Origin of the sequence: Comamonas composti DSM 21721 (genome assembly GCF_000429845.1) — a bacterium.
Taxonomy (GTDB): Bacteria; Pseudomonadota; Gammaproteobacteria; order Burkholderiales; family Burkholderiaceae_C; genus Comamonas; species Comamonas composti.
Genome location: NZ_AUCQ01000023.1, coordinates 72,787 through 89,043, shown reverse-complemented (window position 1 = coordinate 89,043; position 16,257 = coordinate 72,787). Strand labels below are relative to the sequence as shown.

At 60.4% G+C, this 16,257-nt stretch carries 16 protein-coding genes, 1 tRNA gene and 2 pseudogenes; 11 read left to right on the top strand and 8 right to left on the bottom strand.

Annotated elements, in window-relative coordinates; translation table 11 throughout:
- A partial coding sequence (locus G486_RS0113170) for a transposase (RefSeq protein ID WP_211233785.1) occupies positions 1 to 281 on the bottom strand: 281 nt, incomplete at its 3' end.
- Between the two features lie 383 nt (positions 282 to 664).
- Here G486_RS0113170 and G486_RS0113165 point away from each other — a divergent pair.
- From G486_RS0113165 to G486_RS24030, 5 genes are all read left to right on the top strand, one after another.
- A complete protein-coding gene (locus G486_RS0113165) occupies positions 665 to 1,879 on the top strand; it encodes an efflux RND transporter periplasmic adaptor subunit (RefSeq protein WP_027015961.1) in 1,215 nt (404 codons plus the stop codon).
- On the top strand, positions 1,876 to 5,112 hold the full coding sequence (locus tag G486_RS0113160) for an efflux RND transporter permease subunit (RefSeq protein WP_027015960.1): 3,237 nt from the start codon (positions 1,876 to 1,878) through the stop codon (positions 5,110 to 5,112). The genes G486_RS0113165 and G486_RS0113160 overlap by 4 nt, the downstream gene beginning before the upstream one ends.
- A gap of 95 nt (positions 5,113 to 5,207) precedes the next feature.
- A tRNA-Leu gene (locus G486_RS0113155) sits at positions 5,208 to 5,294 on the top strand.
- 37 nt (positions 5,295 to 5,331) lie between these two features.
- A complete protein-coding gene (locus tag G486_RS0113150; RefSeq protein ID WP_156920026.1) occupies positions 5,332 to 5,793 on the top strand; it encodes a hypothetical protein in 462 nt (153 codons plus the stop codon).
- A gap of 88 nt (positions 5,794 to 5,881) precedes the next feature.
- Positions 5,882 to 6,427: an NMCC_0638 family (lipo)protein gene (locus tag G486_RS24030; RefSeq protein WP_156920025.1), complete on the top strand. Its 546-nt coding sequence runs from the start codon at positions 5,882 to 5,884 to the stop codon at positions 6,425 to 6,427.
- Positions 6,428 to 6,834: 407 nt separating this feature from the next.
- On the opposite strand, the pseudogene G486_RS23595 reads toward G486_RS24030, so the two are convergent.
- The 4 genes and pseudogenes from G486_RS23595 to G486_RS24305 all read right to left on the bottom strand — a co-directional run.
- A pseudogene (locus G486_RS23595) lies at positions 6,835 to 6,960 on the bottom strand (helix-turn-helix domain-containing protein); the annotation flags it as partial.
- 199 nt (positions 6,961 to 7,159) lie between these two features.
- Positions 7,160 to 7,693 (bottom strand): hypothetical protein, encoded by a 534-nt coding sequence (locus G486_RS24025; protein WP_156920024.1) that lies wholly within the window; start codon positions 7,691 to 7,693, stop codon positions 7,160 to 7,162.
- 360 nt (positions 7,694 to 8,053) lie between these two features.
- Positions 8,054 to 8,182, bottom strand: a pseudogene (locus G486_RS24310) (IS630 family transposase); the annotation flags it as partial.
- A gap of 106 nt (positions 8,183 to 8,288) precedes the next feature.
- Entirely contained in the window at positions 8,289 to 8,645 is a 357-nt protein-coding gene (locus tag G486_RS24305) for a hypothetical protein (protein ID WP_169728594.1), read from the bottom strand.
- Positions 8,646 to 8,942: 297 nt separating this feature from the next.
- On the opposite strand from G486_RS24305, the gene G486_RS0113140 reads away from it, so the two are divergent.
- Genes G486_RS0113140 through G486_RS0113125 form a run of 4 tightly spaced genes read left to right on the top strand, consistent with a single transcriptional unit; the run spans position 8,943 to position 11,942 of the window.
- Positions 8,943 to 9,707, top strand: a complete 765-nt coding sequence (locus tag G486_RS0113140; protein WP_034387600.1) for a transporter substrate-binding domain-containing protein — start codon at positions 8,943 to 8,945, stop codon at positions 9,705 to 9,707.
- Between the two features lie 55 nt (positions 9,708 to 9,762).
- Complete coding sequence (locus G486_RS0113135) at positions 9,763 to 10,449, top strand: ABC transporter permease (RefSeq protein ID WP_027015957.1); 687 nt, start codon at positions 9,763 to 9,765, stop codon at positions 10,447 to 10,449.
- On the top strand, positions 10,446 to 11,159 hold the full coding sequence (locus G486_RS0113130) for an ABC transporter permease (RefSeq protein WP_027015956.1): 714 nt from the start codon (positions 10,446 to 10,448) through the stop codon (positions 11,157 to 11,159). Before G486_RS0113135 ends, G486_RS0113130 begins: the two co-directional genes overlap by 4 nt.
- A gap of 6 nt (positions 11,160 to 11,165) precedes the next feature.
- Positions 11,166 to 11,942 (top strand): ABC transporter ATP-binding protein, encoded by a 777-nt coding sequence (locus G486_RS0113125; protein ID WP_027015955.1) that lies wholly within the window; start codon positions 11,166 to 11,168, stop codon positions 11,940 to 11,942.
- 9 nt (positions 11,943 to 11,951) lie between these two features.
- Here the strand turns inward: G486_RS0113125 and G486_RS0113120 are convergent, their stop codons facing one another.
- The gene (locus G486_RS0113120) at positions 11,952 to 12,836 is read right to left on the bottom strand and encodes an MBL fold metallo-hydrolase (protein ID WP_027015954.1); all 885 of its coding nucleotides are present in this window, start codon (positions 12,834 to 12,836) and stop codon (positions 11,952 to 11,954) included.
- Positions 12,837 to 12,944: 108 nt separating this feature from the next.
- On the opposite strand from G486_RS0113120, the gene G486_RS0113115 reads away from it, so the two are divergent.
- Positions 12,945 to 13,844: a LysR family transcriptional regulator gene (locus G486_RS0113115; RefSeq protein WP_027015953.1), complete on the top strand. Its 900-nt coding sequence runs from the start codon at positions 12,945 to 12,947 to the stop codon at positions 13,842 to 13,844.
- 76 nt (positions 13,845 to 13,920) lie between these two features.
- Here the strand turns inward: G486_RS0113115 and G486_RS0113110 are convergent, their stop codons facing one another.
- Complete coding sequence (locus G486_RS0113110) at positions 13,921 to 14,379, bottom strand: carboxymuconolactone decarboxylase family protein (RefSeq protein ID WP_027015952.1); 459 nt, start codon at positions 14,377 to 14,379, stop codon at positions 13,921 to 13,923.
- Positions 14,380 to 14,461: 82 nt separating this feature from the next.
- Positions 14,462 to 15,358, bottom strand: coding sequence for an RNA polymerase sigma factor SigJ (sigJ, locus tag G486_RS0113105; RefSeq protein ID WP_027015951.1), 897 nt, complete (start codon positions 15,356 to 15,358; stop codon positions 14,462 to 14,464).
- 190 nt (positions 15,359 to 15,548) lie between these two features.
- Here sigJ and G486_RS0113100 point away from each other — a divergent pair, with 190 nt between their 5' ends.
- The gene (locus G486_RS0113100; protein ID WP_027015950.1) at positions 15,549 to 16,220 is read left to right on the top strand and encodes a 7-cyano-7-deazaguanine/7-aminomethyl-7-deazaguanine transporter; all 672 of its coding nucleotides are present in this window, start codon (positions 15,549 to 15,551) and stop codon (positions 16,218 to 16,220) included.
- The last annotated feature ends 37 nt before the right edge of the window (positions 16,221 to 16,257 follow it).

Here is a 16,257-nt window from a genome sequence, read left to right as displayed (position 1 = left end):
CCGTGGCGATCGCGTGGCACCTCGATGGACAGTTCGCCGAACTCGCCCTTCAGAGTCTTCTTGCTCGTGCCGTTGCGGGTGTTGCCGCTGGCGTTGGCCACGGCGTCATGGCGCTCGTGACCCAGGTGCTCGGTCAGCTCTGCTTGCAGAGCCTTCTCCACCAGCAGTTTGGTCAGTTGCTTGAGTAAGCCGTTCTCGCCAATCAGGTCTTCAGGCTTCTTGTAATCGGCCAGCAGGCTGGTCAACAGTTCTTGCGGTACTTCGTGCTTCTTGGTTGTCATTGTGTTTGCGGACAAGCAGGCTATCGCCTGCGATGGATTGTCCGTTTACACAAAATTCTGTACACCCTCCGAAGAAATCGCCCGATTTCGCTCCAACCCTTGGGGCCAGTGCCTTTGCGGGTGGTCTACAGCGTTGCGAATCCTCGCAATAGCACGGCTATTGCTGCGGTGTCGCGCCTCGTATCCCATCCCGCAAAGACACTGGCGCGCCGCGAGGAGATCGTAAACACGCTCTAACCAGGCTGCGCGGACAGCAAGGCCCGGCTTGACGCGCAATAGCCCTTCTCCTAGATTGCTACCCGCGCTCATCCGGGGCCGCCATTTCGGCTAGCCTTGGCCGATCCTGGCGCCGCAGCCATCTCCCTGCCTTTCAATCTTCTCTTATGCCTTCTTCTCCCCCGTCTCCCTCTTTTCCGGGCATGACAGCCCTGCCGCGCTGCTGGGCCCTGGCATCGGTCTGTGCGGCTGCGCTGCTGCTCCAGGCCTGCTCCAGGACCGAGGCTGTGCCCGAGCCGCTGCGCGCAGTCAAGCTGCTGACCGTGGCGCCAGGCACCCAGGGGGCGCGGCTGGAGTATGCGGGCGAGGTCCGGGCCAGGGTGGAGTCGCGCCTGGGCTTTCGCGTGGGCGGCAAGATCGTGAGCCGCAGCGTGGAGCCGGGCCAGCATGTCGAGGCCGGCCAGGTGCTGGCGCGTCTGGATGCGCGCGATCTGGGCCTGAGCACCGATGCCGCGCGCGCCCAGGTGGCGGCGGCCACGACCCAGCGCGATCTGGCCGCCGCCGATGTGCGCCGCTATGCGGCGCTCAAGAGCGAGAACTTCATCAGCGGGGCCGAGCTCGAACGCCGCGAGGCCGCGCTCAAGTCCGCCCAGGCGAGCCTGGACCAGGCCCAGGCCCAGCTGGCCGCGCAAAGCAATCAGGCCTCGTATGCGCAATTGCTGGCCGATGCGGCCGGCGTGGTCACGGGCATCGATGCCGAGCCCGGCCAGGTGGTCGGGGCGGGTACGCCCGTGGTGCGCCTGGCCAAGGACGGTCCGCGCGATGCGGTGTTTGCCGTGCCCGAGGACCGGCGCGCGAGCCTGAGCCTGGGCCAGGACGTGAACGTGAGCTTCTGGGCGGCCGAGGCCGAGCCCGTCATGGGCCGGGTGCGCGAGATCGCGGCCAGCGCCGATCCGGTCACGCGCACCTACCAGGTCAAGGTGGCCCTGCCCGAGCAGGGGGCGCCTGCGCTGGGCGCCACGGTGCGCGCCCGGCCCGTGGACGGCCAGAGCGCGCCGGCCCTGATCAAGCTGCCGCTGAGCGCCTTGCGCCAGCATGGGGGCGAGGGCCAGGGCACGGCCGTATGGCTGTTCGATGCGGCCAGCTCCAGCGTCAGGCTGCAGCCCGTGGAGCTGGGGCCGGCCGACGGCAACGAGGTGGTGGTGCTCTCGGGCCTGGAGCCCGGCATGCAGGTCGTGGCCACGGGCGTGCATGTGCTCAACCCCGGGCAAAAAGTCGGCATCTACCAGGACAAGTATCAGAAAAATACCCCTGCAGCCCAGCAGGGACAAGCGCAGCCAGCTCCTGAAAAGGAAGCAGCCGTCGAAAAGGCTGCCCCATGAGCGCGCCCAAGCCCCCAAGACCTGCTGCGAGCGGCGGGCATTTCAATCTTTCGCGCTGGGCCCTGGACCATGTGGCCCTGACGCGCTACTTCATGGCCGTGCTGCTGGTGCTGGGCTTTGCCTCGTATTTCCAGCTGGGCCAGGATGAGGACCCGCCCTTCACCTTCCGCGCCATGGTGGTGCGCAGCTACTGGCCGGGTGCCACGGCCCAGCAGGTGGCCGAGCAGGTCACGGACAAGCTGGAGCGCACGCTGCAGGAGGTGCCGTATGCGGACAAGATCAGCAGTTATTCGAAGCCCGGCGAGTCGCTGATCATCTTCCAGGTCAAGGACAACTCCCGCCCCGGCGAGGTGCCCCAGCTCTGGTATACGGTGCGCAAGAAGATAGGTGACATGCGCTACACCCTGCCCCAGGGCGTGCAGGGGCCGTTCTTCAACGACGAGTTCGGCGATGTCTATGGCGTGATCTATGCGCTGCAGGCCGACGGCTTCAGCTATGCCGAACTCAAGACCATGGCCGACGACGTGCGCCAGCGCCTGCTGCGCGTCTCCGATGTGGCCAAGGTCGAGCTGTTCGGCGTGCAGGACGAGAAGCTCTACATCGAGTTGTCCCAGCGCCGCCTGTCCCAGCTGGGCCTGGACATGAACCAGGTGCTGGCCCAACTGGGACAGCAAAACGCGGTCGAAGGCGCAGGCCAGGTGCGCACGCCGGATGAGGATTTGCAGGTGCGCGTGGCCGGCCAGTTCGAGGCCGTCGAAGACCTGCGCGCCATGCCCATACGCGGGGCTTCGGGCCAGCAGTTGCGTCTGGGCGATATTGCCGAGATCCGCCGTGGCTATGCCGATCCGGCCAATGTCAAGGTGCGCCACCAGGGCCGCGAGGCGATTGCGCTGGGTGTGGCCATGACCAAGGGCGGGGACATCATCCGCATGGGCCGTGCGCTGCGCGAGGCCGCCGAAGAGATAGAGCGCGGCCTGCCGCTGGGCGTGGAGCTGGCGAACATGCAGGACCAGCCGCGCTCGGTCTCGGATTCGGTGAACGAATTCGTCAAGGTGCTGATCGAGGCCGTGGTCGTGGTGCTGGCCGTGAGCTTCATCAGCCTGGGCCTGCACAAGCGCCATGGCACTCCGTCAGGGCCCTGGTACCGGCGCTGGTACATAGACCCGCGCCCGGGGCTGGTCGTGGCCATCACCATTCCGCTGGTGCTGGCCGCGACCTTTCTGGCCATGTGGTACTGGAACATAGGCTTGCACAAGGTCTCCCTGGGCTCGCTGATCATTGCTCTGGGCCTGCTCGTGGACGACGCCATCATCGCCGTGGAGATGATGGTGCGCAAAATGGAGGAGGGCTACGAGAAATACCGCGCCGCGACCTTTGCCTATGAGATCACGGCCAAGCCCATGCTCACGGGCACGCTGATCACGGCGGCGGGCTTTCTGCCGATCGGCATGGCCCAGTCCATGACGGGCGAATACACGTTCGCGATCTTCGCGGTCACGGTCATCGCCCTGGTCATCAGCTGGGTGGTCTCGGTGTACTTCGTGCCCTATCTGGGCCTGCTGCTGCTCAAGCGCCCGCCGCACGCAGCCCAGCTGCCGCCCGAGGTGGCCTCGGGCGAAGTGCCGCTGGAGGAAAGCGGGCTGAGCGTCTCCTCGGCCGACAACGAAGTCTTTGACAGCCCGTTCTACAACCGCTTCCGGCAGGCCGTGAACTGGTGCGTCACGCACCGCTGGATCACGATTGCGATCACGGTGGCGGTCTTCGTGCTGGGCCTGGCGGGCATGGCGCGCGTGCAGCAGCAGTTCTTCCCGGATTCGAGCCGCACCGAAGTGCTGGTCGATCTGTGGTTCCCCGAAGGCACGGCCCTGTCGGCCAACGAGGCCGTGAGCATCCGCGTGGAGCAGCGCCTGCAGCAAATCGAGGGCGTGAGCACGGTCAGCGAATGGCTGGGGTCGGGCGTGCCGCGCTTTTACCTGCCGCTGGATCAGATCTTTCCGCAGAGCAACGTCTCGCAGTTCATCATCGTGGCCCAGGACCTGGCGGCGCGTGAGCGCCTGCGCAAAAGCCTGCCGGCGCTGCTGGCCCAGGAGTTTCCCGAGGCGCGTGCGCGCGTCAAGCTTTTGCCCAACGGGCCGCCCGTGCCCTATCCCGTGCAGTTCCGTGTCTCTGGCCCCGATCCCCAGCGCCTGCGCGTGCATGCAGATGAGGTCAAGCAGGCCATGATGGCCCATGCCGACATGCGCGGCGTGAACGACAACTGGAACGAATCCGTGAAGACCGTGCGCCTGGAGGTGGACCAGGACAAGGCCCGCGCCCTGGGCGTGAGCAGCCAGGCTATCGCCCAGGCCGCGCGCACCATGCTCAGCGGCGCCACCGTGGGCCAGTACCGCGAGGGCGACAAGCTCATGGACATCGTGCTGCGCCCGCCGCTGTCCGAGCGCGACGCCATCACCGATCTGGCCAACGCCTACCTGCCCACGGCCTCGGGCCGCTCGATTCCGCTGACCCAGATCGCCAAGCCCGTCATGGCCTGGGAGCCGGGCGTGATGTGGCGCGACAAGCGCGAGTTCGCCATCACCGTGCAGGGCGATGTGCGCGAAGGCCTGCAGGGCGCCACGCTGACCCAGGCCTTGCTGCCGGGCTTGCGTGCGCTGGAGTCCGGCTGGCATGCCGCAGGCGATGCGGCCTACCGCATCGAGGTCGCGGGCGCCGTGGAGGAAAGCTCCAAGGGCTCGGGGGCCATCGTCGCGGGCGTGCCCATCATGCTGTTCATCAGCTTCACCCTGCTCATGCTGCAACTGCGCAGCGTGAGCCGCTCGCTGCTGGTCTTCATCACCGGCCCCTTGGGCATCCCCGGCGTGGCAGCAGCCCTGCTGCTGCTGGACAGGCCCTTCGGCTTCGTCGCGCTGCTGGGCGTGGTGGCCTTGATGGGCATGATCCAGCGCAACTCGGTGATCCTGATCGACCAGATCGAGTCCGACCGCGCGCGCGGCCTGCCGGCCTGGGACTCCATCATCGAGGCCGCCGTGCGCCGCCTGCGCCCCATCGTGCTCACGGCCGCAGCCGCAGTGCTGGCCATGGTGCCGCTGTCGCGCAGCGTGTTCTGGGGCCCCATGGCCGTGGCTATCATGGGCGGGCTGATCGTGGCCACGGTGCTCACGCTGCTGGCCCTGCCGGCGATGTACGCAGCCGTGTTTCGCGTGCGCCGCGAACCCCAATCCGCAGGGGATTGAAGGGCAGGAGCCGGTGTTTGGATTCGGGCCGCGCAATTGCGGCTAGAATCAGCGCCCTGACCAGGGTCGAGGCCAGCCTCGACCCCCAAGAACCAGCGCGGGTGGCGAAATTGGTAGACGCACCAGGTTTAGGTCCTGACGCCAGCAATGGTGTGGGGGTTCGAGTCCCCCCCCGCGCACCACGGAAGAAAAATGCCGGCTCACACTGAGTCGCGCATTTTGAGCAAAAAAGGCCATTTTCTCTATGAAGATGGCCTTTTTTCTTGCCTGTTTCTTGTCCGTCCACACGCTGAGTTCGCCACCCTTACGAAGCGCGAGTTGCACGAGCTCGCCGATGGGCTTCTTGTGCCAGAGCCGCTCATCATCGAGCGCGCTGTCCAGTTCATGCTTGCAGATACGCAGGGCCTCTGGCATGGCCGCGCACGGGCAATGATTAGTCGGCGCCTGAAGCATTGCTCGCTTGGCAGAACTCACCGTACACAACTCTTTGAGTGCATCACTGGCCGCCTCTCAAGCGGTCAGTTCTCGGAGCAATTCAAAGACCAGCTGCGTCTAGCCATGCACTTGGACCTAGCGCGCACGCTCGAGGTGTGCAAGAAGGCCATCGGCAGTAAGAAGCTACACGTTCAGCGCTACGCACCATGGGCGCTCTCACCTGAGCACGAGCAAAATGCGCCCTAACCCCTCTATCAAGCGGACCCACTCCGGCTGGCTACGCCAGCCTCCGGGGTCCGCTTACGTCGAACGTTAGATTTCACAAGGTTCTCTCATGCTCAAGCTTATCGCTACGCTACTTGCGCTTTCCTTGACATCAGGTGTTTGCCACGCCGGTGAAGGTGAAGACCAAGCAAATTCATTCGCCAATATTTACGCATCACTTTGCTTGAAGAATTTGTCGAGCCTTGATGGGCTTCGCGAAAAGCTTAAGCCTATGCCAAAGCTTCCTCCGGAAAAGGCTGCAATTTTTCTCGCAGGCGCCCCTGGGGAGGCTTGGCCGGTTCCGGACAAATTCGGAACCTTTGTGCTTGCTCTCCCAAGTGGAAAGAATCTCTGTGCAGTACATGTCCGCCGGGCAAATACCGAAGCAGCAAAGAAGCAGTTCACCGGTCTGGTCGCAAACGCCCCATCTCCGCTAGTGGCAAGGCAAATAAGGAACGAACAAGCGCAGACCGCAGCGAATGGGCAAACTCAAACCATCGCCTACGAGTGGTCGGTTCCAAACACTACGAAAAAAATGTTGTTCACCCTCACTACTGCTCCATCAGAGAGCGCACAAATTCAAGTCCTTGCATCCGCCGCAATCCTCAGCCAGTGAAATCTAACCCTGCGCTCAACACGGACCGCCTGCAAGCTACGCTTTCAGGTTCCCTCCGCGCTACGCGCCCCGGCGGCCGGTTAGCTCCACGTTGAGCGTCCGCTTTGCCTAAATGTCACCGGCTGTTCATGGCCGAGAGCAGCCTATCGCCTCCAAATCGCTGTGCCTATAGCTCATGTGGACGGAAAAATAGAAGTTCCACGTGTGGGTTAGGGCCTTTTTTTGAGCGGTTTCGTGCGGTTTTCAAAAAACTTCATAGAGAAGTGGTCCCACTCCTTTGAACAACTCAACCCAGTTGCTAAGCGAGATCCTCGGGGTTATGCCGCCTGCATTTGTGCAAACGGCAAAGCTGCAAAGTACGCCTCATCAGGGGTAGCTCGGTTGTGTGCTTGATGGGGGCGCTGCGGGCTGATGGTGCTTGGACTGCGCTCCAGTGCTCTGGCGATGGCTCGGATGCTTTGCTTTTGCTGCAGGCCCAGAGCTATTGCGTGGCGCTCTGCTTCGGTGAGCTGTTCGCATGTTCTGGCTATCAAAGTGGCCTCAATTCTGAAGGGTGTTGCACTTCAGATTTGAGGCCGCCATCCCGTTCGTACAGCATTTTTCTCTTGAATTGCCCGATCTAATATGGCAGAAGATTCATTCAAGTAAATAGATGCAAGAGATACATTAGAGCTAATTTAGGCCCATAGGTCTGAAATAGCGGAAATAATATAATTTGAAGATGGACTGGAATTACTCATGTTTATCTTCTAGGTTGAATATTCTAAAAATACCAAAAAATATAAATGCAGAGCCAATTGCTGCAGCCAAAGGAGCTATTATCCCAAAAAATGCCAAGTCAAATTTCGATTTTCCTAAATCAAAATATCTCAAGCCTTGCCCTTCATTTCCTATAATTACCCCATAAATAATCAATGAAAATAAAGGTATATAAAAAATGATAATTATCTTATCCAAAATATTTAATTTTTTCTTTGCAAGCAATCCACCAGCTTCAATAGCCAAATTTCTTTTCAACCAACTCCAAATTAATATGAAAAATATTGGAAAATCAAACCATATTATAGAATAATAAATGGACGATATTTCTTCGAAATCAGATTTTACAAATCCACGCCATCCGCTAATTTTCTTCCAAACAAAAGGAATTGGATTGTATTCATTAATTTGATGCGCCATGTTTAGAGGTAAATACATAGCACAAATGGCGGCAATCATCCAAATCACGAAAGCAAAAATAATTAAATATCTTTTTCTATACTTCATATCTCTTTAAAAATCATTTCACAATCGGAATGTGATGCATATATCCACACTTCGTTTAGCGAGGTGGAATTAGCTCTCTTTATAAAATAATTTAAATTCTCCGTGTTTATAATAAAATTCTTCGAAGCGTGAAATATATTTATGCAAATATTCAATTATCTTAATTTATCTTATTGATACTTGGATAGGTGTCGTATTTTGGATGAAAAAATAGATAAAAATCGTTATCCGCTTTGCATGGAAAAGTGGCCCCGGTTTTTTGAACAGTTGGCTAAGCGAAATTTCTTCCCGTAAAAATGGCCTGACAGCAGGCCGAATCTGGAGAAATCTATGACCATCAAATCAAGGCGCAAGCACAGCGGCACAGCCCAGCACGATGCGCGCACGCAGTGCCTGCGCCTGCGCGGTCTTGCGCCGCAGGGTCAATGCCGTGAGTTGCTCGCGCTCTGCGTTGCTCAGCACGAGTTGCGCTTTGGGTCTGCCTCTCATGATCACCTCGTCGTGTTGCCACATTACACGATTGATCAATCGACAGACAATAAATTCAATGAATTTCTAACTCAGGACACTAGTGCGCAGTTCAATAACTCATATATCACTCATGTTTTTGTAAGTGATTGATATTTATGTTTATTTGGTGCGCCCCCCGCGCACCACAGAAGAAAAATGCCGGCTCACACTGAGTCGCGCATCTTGAGCAAAAAAGGCCATTTTCTCTATGAAGATGGCCTTTTTTCTTGCCTGTTTCTTGTGCCTGGAGGGTGTGCGTGGCGGTGCGGATGCCCGCCGAAAAACACAACCCCATCATCCACGCCATTACATACCGCACCAGGTGGATCACACCTGGGCGCGGAGAGGTGATGGCCACTTTTGAAAAGAAGCAGGGCGGCGCATGCTGAGCCCTATCGGCAGAAAGTCGCAGGCAAGAAGCCGAAGGGCGTTGCTTGCGCAAATCGGCTGCGCCTTGGTGTGAGTCCCGGCGCAATGCACACTGCCTGTTTTATTGTCTGAAATCGTTACCTCAAGAAGATGTGCGAGGCACTTCGAGATTTTCGCGGAGGCGTGGTTTCTCCCCTGAAAAGGTCTATGTGCAGCGAAGAGCGAGGGCAGCTTCAAGCACATGTGGGCTTGTAGGAGTAGCCGTACAAAACCCAGTTCGTATCCAGTTCAAGCCCCTAGAATGAGCCGCATTCTGGCATGCATCGTGCAAGCGTCGGAAGGTGTCAAAGCACACACAAGGAGAACTGGCATGGTGAGAAAGTTCTGGAGTCTTGCATTGCTTGGAGTCTGTGCCTCGGTGGCGCAGGCCGCGGATCTGAGGGTCGCCATAGACCCGACCTACGAGCCTTTCACCTACAAGACTCCGGACGGCCAGCCCGCCGGTTTCGACGTGGATATCGCCAATGCAGTCTGCGCCCAGCTCAAGCGCAAATGCGTTTTTGTGGAGCAGGTCTGGGACAGCATGATTCCAGGCCTTCAGGCGCGTAAATACGACGTCATTGTTAGCTCGCTATCGATTACCGAGGAGCGCAAGCGCGTCATCGATTTCTCCGACCGCTATTACAAGACGCCCAGCATCTTGGTCGTCAAGAAAAGCACCCCTTACACGGGACCGGCTTCGCTCAAAGACAAGAATATCGGTGTGCTCAAGGGGAGCACGCAGGAGAAATGGGCTCTGGGCGAGCTCAAGCCCGCAGGCGCGAACATCGTGCCCTATGAGGCCCAGGATCAGGTTTATCTGGACATCAAGTCGGGGCGGCTGGACGGCACCGTGGCCGACAAGGTTGAGGTGCATGGCGGCTTTCTGCGCAAGCCCGAGGGCAAGGACTACGGCTACGTGGGCCCGGACCTTTACGACACCAAGTACTACGGCGACGGCATAGGCATAGGCATGCGCAAGGGGCAGAAGGACTTGAAGGGGCAGATCGATGCAGCCATCAAGACCATACGCAGCGATGGCAGCTATAGCAGCATTGCCAAGAAGTACTTCGACTTCGACCCCTACGGCAACTGAATCCTGACGGGCCCGGCCTTCCCGGGCGGCGGGGCCTCATGAGAACGGTGCGCCGATGAGTGAATACCTTTTGTCGATTACGCAAGGAGCCTTGTTGACCGTAGCCGTGTCCCTGGCTTCCTTGATGCTGTCCACCATGCTTGGGCTGCTGGGCGCCACGGCCAAGCTTTCGGGGCGGCGCTCCCTGGTCTGGCTGGCCACGCTCTACACCACCGTGGTGCGCGGCATCCCCGAGCTGGTGCTCATGCTGCTGGTGTTTTATGGCGCAGCCATTGGCATCAACAGCCTGTTCGAATCCATGGGGCTGGATTACACGCTGGATCTCAATCCTTTTGTTGCGGGTGTGGTCACGCTGGGCTTCATCTACGGTGCCTACATGACCGAGACGTTCAGGGGCGCCATCATGTCGATACCGCGCGGGCAGATGGAGGCTGCCTGGGCTTTCGGCATGGGGCCGGGCAAGACTTTTTTTCGCATCACGCTGCCGCAGATGTTGCGCTATGCCCTGCCTGGCTACACGAATAACTGGCTGGTGCTGATCAAGGCCACGGCCCTGGTGAGCCTGATCGGCCTGCAGGACATGACGTATCTGGCCAAGCAGGCGAGTGCGGCCACGCGCCAGCCGTTTGTGTTTCTGTTGTTTGCGGCTGCGTTGTATCTGGTGTTCACCAGCATCTCGCTCTGGGTGCTCAAGCGCTTGAACAACCGTTACAGCCTTGGCTCGGAAAAGGTGGGCCTATGAGCTGGGACGTGATCTTTGAGCCCCAGCACCTGTTGATGTATGGCCAAGGTCTGCTCACGACGTTGAGCCTGCTTTTGTCCAGCCTGGTCGCAGGAGGCGTGCTGGCCTTGCTCGTGGCCCTGGGGCTGACCAGCGGCAACTGGCTGCTGGAGAGGCTGCTGGGCAGTTTTACCTACTTTGTGCGCGGCACGCCGCTGCTGATCCAGGTCTATCTGATCTATTACGGACTGGCCCAGCTTGAGTGGATTCAGGCGCGCTGGGACCAGATCTGGCCCTGGACGTATTTCAAGCAGCCGTTCTTTTGTGCCTTGCTGGCCTTTGCACTCAATACCGCAGGCTATACGGCCGAGATCGTGGCTGGCGCTATACGCGAGACGGCTCAGGGTGAGGTCGAGGCGGCGCGCGCCATGGGCATGGGCCGCTGGAAGATCATGGCGCGAGTGGTTCTCCCCGGAGCCTTGCGCCGCTCTCTGCCCCCTTATTGCAACGAGGCCGTGATGCTGCTGCATGCGACCACGCTGGCCAGTGCCGTGCCTGCACTGACGGACATCACGGCCGTCGCCAGCCGGATCTATTCAGATTTCTATTTGCCGTTCGAGGCCTACCTGGCCGCAGCCGTGCTCTACCTGTGCGTGACCTTTGCACTCATAGGCTGTTTTCGTCTGCTGGAAAAGCACTTTCTGGCGTATCTGGTTCCGCGCACGCATTGAATGTTTATGAGCTCTACCGAATACAAGCTACAGGCCGAGAACATCCATAAAAGCTATGGAGACAACCAGGTGCTCAAGGGGGTCAGCTTGGCTGCCAGGGCCGGAGACGTGATCAGCCTCCTGGGCAGCTCGGGCTCGGGCAAGAGCACGCTGCTGCGCTGTATCAATCTGCTGGAAAAGCCCCAGCAAGGCCGCATTGTGGTAGCGGGCGAGGAGCTCAGGCTCAAGGCCGGGCGCACAGGCGAGCTCGAGGCTGTGGAGCCCGCCCAGTTGCAGCGCATGCGCACCCGGTTGGCCATGGTGTTCCAGCATTTCAACTTGTGGGCGCATAAAACGGTGCTGCAGAACATTGTCGAGGTGCCCATTCATGTGCTGGGCATTGGCAAGGATGAGGCCGTGGAGCGTGCCCGCAAATACCTGAGGCTTGTGGGCCTGGAGGGGCGCGAGGACAGCTGGCCCAACCATATGAGCGGAGGCCAGCAGCAGCGCGTGGCCATTGCCCGGGCCCTGGCCGTGGAGCCTGAAGTCATGCTGTTCGACGAACCTACGAGCGCACTCGACCCTGAGCTCGTGGGCGAGGTGCTGCGCGTGATCCAGTTGCTGGCCCATGAGGGGCGCACCATGCTGGTCGTGACCCACGAGATCGGATTCGCACGCGAGGTTTCGAACCACGTGGTCTTCTTGCACAAGGGCCTGATCGAGGAGCAGGGCGATGCCCGCCAGGTGCTGAGCTCGCCCAGGAGCGAGCGCCTGGCGCGCTTTCTCTCGGGAAGCCTCAAGTAAGCGCAAGACCTACCAGGACATCTCGCCCTTGCCGACCTTGGCACCCAGCTCCAGTGAGGCACGGCCGTCGAGCTTGGGATAGGCCTGCTCCAGGCTTTTGATCACGTCTGCGCTGGTGTGGCCTTTTTTCAGAGCCGTCTCGAAGCGCACCAGATAGCCGCGTGTGAAGTCAATGCTCTTGCCATCCAGGGCCGTGCCGGGCTGCATGTGGCCGGGCACGACCACGCGTGGCTTCAAGGCCTTCATTTCGTCGAGCTGGGCAATCCAGGCCCGGCGCTCGGTGTCTGTCCGGGTGTCTGCCGTCCATACATGCATGTTGCCGAAAACGGACACGTTGCCAACAATGGCCTGCAGCGACGGAATCCACACATAGGGCCTGTGGGCCAGCGGCCCCGTGGTGCCGCGTATTTCCAGCGCCTGTCCGTCCACGCTGAGTGAGCCTTCCTGCAGGGGCTCGGGCAGCAGGCTGCCTGCAGGCAGGGCCTGGGGTGCATTGGCTCCCATCTTGGGCGACCAGAAAGCCAGCTTGCCGTCGAGGCCAGCCTGGATTTTTTCGCGCACGGCCACCGGTGCCACGAACTTTGCTTGCGGAAACAGCTGCTTGAGGGTCTGGGCGCCGAAGTAATAGTCGGGGTCGGCATTGCTGATCAGTACATGGGTCAGCTGTTTGCCACTGTCCAGCACATTCGCGGCGATGCGCAAGGCATCGGCGCGTGTGAAGCCGCTGTCCACGACGATGGCTTGCGTGGGGCCGCTGACCAGCGTGGAGGTGACGCTGAAGCTGTTGTGATCGGCCTGATAGGTCTTGAGCTCCAGCGGGGCTGCCGCCTGGGCCGTACCGAGGGTGAGCGCCAGGGCGCAGCCAAGGCTGCTGGTTTTGAGACGCAAAGTCATGGGCGAGGTCCTGAATCAAAAATATCGATTCCCAGAATTTATTGCTTGAAATGATTCAGATAAACCGTTGAAAATGCGCTTTATTGTTTCTTGAATCGATCAAATACCATGGATAGATTGACTGCCATGCGCGTTTTCGCCGATGTGGCCCAGACCGGCAGCTTCACGGCGAGCAGCGAGCGGTTGACCATGTCGCGTGCCATGGTCACGCGCTATGTGGCGCATATGGAGCAATGGCTGGGTGCGCGCTTGCTGCAGCGCAGCACGCGCAGTGTGACGCTGACCGATGCGGGGGAGCAATGCCTGCGCCGCTGTCTGCAAATGCTGGCCCTGGCTGCCGAGGTGGAGCAGGAAACAGCTCCGGCCAACGGCGAGCTGCGCGGTCAGTTGCGGCTCACCTGCAGCATGTCGTTTGGTTACGCCCAGCTGGCGCCCGTGCTGGGCGACTTTCTGGCTTTGCACCCCCGGCTCAAGCTGGATCTGAACGTCAGCGAAGGCGCGCTGAACCTGGTGGCCGAGCGTATCGACCTGGCGATACGCATCAGTGCCGACCCCGATCCGGCCCTGATCGCACGGCCGCTGGCGATTTGCGAGTCATTGCTGGTCGCGTCGCCTGCTTATCTGGAGCGTGCCGGGAGTCCCGAGGAGCCCCGCGATCTGCAAGACCACCGCTGTCTGGGCCATGCCAACTTCGGCCGCAGCGAATGGCATTTTGCGCGCGAGAGCAACGAGGCGCGCGAGCAGGTGGTCGACGTGCCCACGCAGTTCACGGCCAATGACGCCACGGCTCTCATGGCCGCAGCCGAAGCCGGTGCAGGTATCGCGCTGTTGCCGGCCTACCTGGTGCGGCCTTTGCTGCAGGCTGGTCGATTGGAGCTGCTGCTGCCAGCATGGCAGCCGCCTGCGCTCACGGTGTATGCGCTCTACGCTTCGCGCAAGCATATGGCTCCGGCACTCAGGGCCTTGCTCGACTTTCTGGTGCGCAGATTCGAGGGCCAGCTCTGGTAATCGTTGTTTTGCTATCGAAAAAATAGCTGCTTGCGCATGCCAGGTAAGCGCTGGAGCCCGATTTTTATAAATTATGTCAGCCTGGGACATGCGCTGCAGGCGGCGTGCGAAACGCAATCATGAGCCTGTTCCAGCTGTTGATGGTGACGATGGCTATGGACAGCTCGACGATCTCGGCTTCGCTGAACTGGGCCTTGACCTCCTCGTAGATGCTGTCCGGCATCTGGGATTGCTCCACGCGCGTGAGCGCCTCGGTCCAGGCCAGGGCTGCACATTCGCGCGCATCGAAGGCGCCGCTTTCGCGCCAGGCATTCAGCAGATGCAGGCGCTGATCGGTTTCGCCGTGCTCGCGTGCCACGCGTGCATGCAGGTCCAGGCAGAAGGCGCAGCCGTTGATCTGCGAGGCGCGCATCTTCACGAGCTCATGCAGCCGTATGGGCAGGTTGCCTGCATTCACATGCTTTTGCAGGCCGAGCATGGCCGCATAGCTTGCAGCGTGGTTGCGGGGGAGGTCTATGCGCTGGGCATGGGTCATGATTTCTCCTTTGAGGGTTGGCGGAATGACAAGACGGTGCTCTGGACTGGAGGCTTGTTCAATGCACTTTTGCTTCAGGACACTAGAGATTGCGCAGCTTGTCGGGGTTGAGCTGCGAATACACGGCATGGATATGCACTCCGTCGGTCTCGAAGCCCATGACGGACAGGGCAGCTCCCTGGGCATCGCGCAGTACCAGGCCTGGGGCGCCATTGACATCGACTTCCTCGAAGCGGCGGAACTGCAGGTACAAGCGCCACACGGCCGCAGCCAGGCGCGAGAGTGCGCGTGGTCCGTGCAGGCTCTTGCTGGCCGCAGGCGCCTTGCCGCCGCCGTCGGCAGTCCACAGTGCATCCTGGGAAAAAAGTGCGAGCAGGGCCGCGTGGTCCTGCGTGCGCATGCCTTCGACAAAGCGCTGTATGAGTGCGCGCGAGGCTTCGGGCGTGACCGCAAAGCGTGTCTTGCGCTGGCGCACATGGCTGCGCGCGCGGTGCACGAGCTGGCGGCAGGCGGCCTGGGTCTTGCCGAGCACGCTGGCGACCTCGGCATAGTCGCTGTCGAACACGTCGTGCAGCAAAAAGGCCGCGCGCTCGTCGGGTGTCAGGCTCTCCAGCAGTACCAGCAGGGCAATCGACAGGTCGCTGGCGAGCTCGGCCCGCGCATCGGCAGCAGGAGCGCTGTCCGGCTCCAACCAGGGTGCCGGCAGCCATGGCCCGCTATAGGCCTGGCGCTCGCTGCGCGTGGCTCGCAGGCTGTCCACGCACAGGCGTGTGACCGTGCTGGTCAGCCAGGCCTGGGCGGTGTCCACGCTTTCCAGCGGCGTGGCGCTCCAGCGCAGCCAGGCGTCCTGCAGCACGTCCTGTGCCTGCTCGCGTGAGCCCAGCATGCGATAGGCAATTCCCATGAGGCGCGAGCGCTGCTGCTCGAAGATGGGCAGATGCCGGTTCGCAGAGGGTTCAGGGCGGGATGAGGGGTACATGCCGTTAAGACGTGGAGTGATGGTGTTTTGTGACAGATCCGATTGAAAAATCCCAAGCCTGGTTTTCACGGGCTGTGCAAGGCCATTGCCAGCAAGCCTACAATCTGCGCCTTCGCAATCTGCGGCTCCAGGATTTGCCTGGCTGCCGTTCCATGGGTTCCCTCACCCCCATTGATCAAAAAGGATGCTCATGACTTCCATGCAGGCACAGGCTTCGCGCGTGCCGTTCTACCTTTGCGCCCTGGTGGTATTTCATATCGCCATCGTCATCGCCAGCAACTACCTGGTGCAGTTGCCGATCAACCTGCTGGGCTTTCACAGCACCTGGGGGGCGTTCAGCTTCCCCTTCATCTTTCTGGCCACGGACCTGACGGTGCGGCTCATCGGCAAGGTCCAGGCTCGCCGCGTAATCACGCGGGCCATGCTGCCCGCGCTGCTGGCCTCCTATGTGGTGGGCGTGCTGTTCCATGAAGGACACTTCAACGGCTGGCAAGCCCTGGGAGAGTTCAACACTTTCGTGTTTCGTATCGCGCTCGCCAGCTTTGCGGCCTATGTGCTGGGCCAGTTGCTCGATATCCAGGTCTTTGACCGCATACGCCAGCAAAGCCGCAACTGGTGGCTGGCGCCGGTCGCGGCCTCGGTATTCGGGCAGGCGTTGGATACCGTGGCCTTCTTCGGCATTGCGTTCTGGCGCAGCACCGATGCTTTCATGGCAGCCCATTGGGTGGAGATCGCAGCCGTGGACTATGTGATCAAGCTTTTGGTCAGCCTGCTGTTGTTCGTGCCGGCCTATGGCCTGATGCTGGCCGCCATTGTGCGAGCCATGAGGCAGGATGCTCTGCCTGCCGTTGCGACGCGTTAGGCGCTGGCACGGCGGCAGACAGGGCATGGCCGGTAAG

Excerpts from the sequence above, each read along its gene's own strand:
- G486_RS24025 (WP_156920024.1), bottom strand. The coding sequence starts at position 7,693 with ATGAAGTATAGAAAAAGATATTTAATTATTTTTGCTTTCGTGATTTGG.
- G486_RS24030 (WP_156920025.1), top strand. The coding sequence starts at position 5,882 with ATGCTCAAGCTTATCGCTACGCTACTTGCGCTTTCCTTGACATCAGGT.
- sigJ (WP_027015951.1), bottom strand. The coding sequence starts at position 15,358 with ATGTACCCCTCATCCCGCCCTGAACCCTCTGCGAACCGGCATCTGCCC.
- G486_RS0113115 (WP_027015953.1), top strand. The coding sequence starts at position 12,945 with ATGGATAGATTGACTGCCATGCGCGTTTTCGCCGATGTGGCCCAGACC.
- G486_RS0113125 (WP_027015955.1), top strand. The coding sequence starts at position 11,166 with ATGAGCTCTACCGAATACAAGCTACAGGCCGAGAACATCCATAAAAGC.
- G486_RS0113130 (WP_027015956.1), top strand. The coding sequence starts at position 10,446 with ATGAGCTGGGACGTGATCTTTGAGCCCCAGCACCTGTTGATGTATGGC.
- G486_RS0113100 (WP_027015950.1), top strand. The coding sequence starts at position 15,549 with ATGACTTCCATGCAGGCACAGGCTTCGCGCGTGCCGTTCTACCTTTGC.
- G486_RS0113165 (WP_027015961.1), top strand. The coding sequence starts at position 665 with ATGCCTTCTTCTCCCCCGTCTCCCTCTTTTCCGGGCATGACAGCCCTG.
- G486_RS0113120 (WP_027015954.1), bottom strand. The coding sequence starts at position 12,836 with ATGACTTTGCGTCTCAAAACCAGCAGCCTTGGCTGCGCCCTGGCGCTC.
- G486_RS0113140 (WP_034387600.1), top strand. The coding sequence starts at position 8,943 with ATGGTGAGAAAGTTCTGGAGTCTTGCATTGCTTGGAGTCTGTGCCTCG.
- G486_RS0113110 (WP_027015952.1), bottom strand. The coding sequence starts at position 14,379 with ATGACCCATGCCCAGCGCATAGACCTCCCCCGCAACCACGCTGCAAGC.
- G486_RS0113160 (WP_027015960.1), top strand. The coding sequence starts at position 1,876 with ATGAGCGCGCCCAAGCCCCCAAGACCTGCTGCGAGCGGCGGGCATTTC.
- G486_RS0113135 (WP_027015957.1), top strand. The coding sequence starts at position 9,763 with ATGAGTGAATACCTTTTGTCGATTACGCAAGGAGCCTTGTTGACCGTA.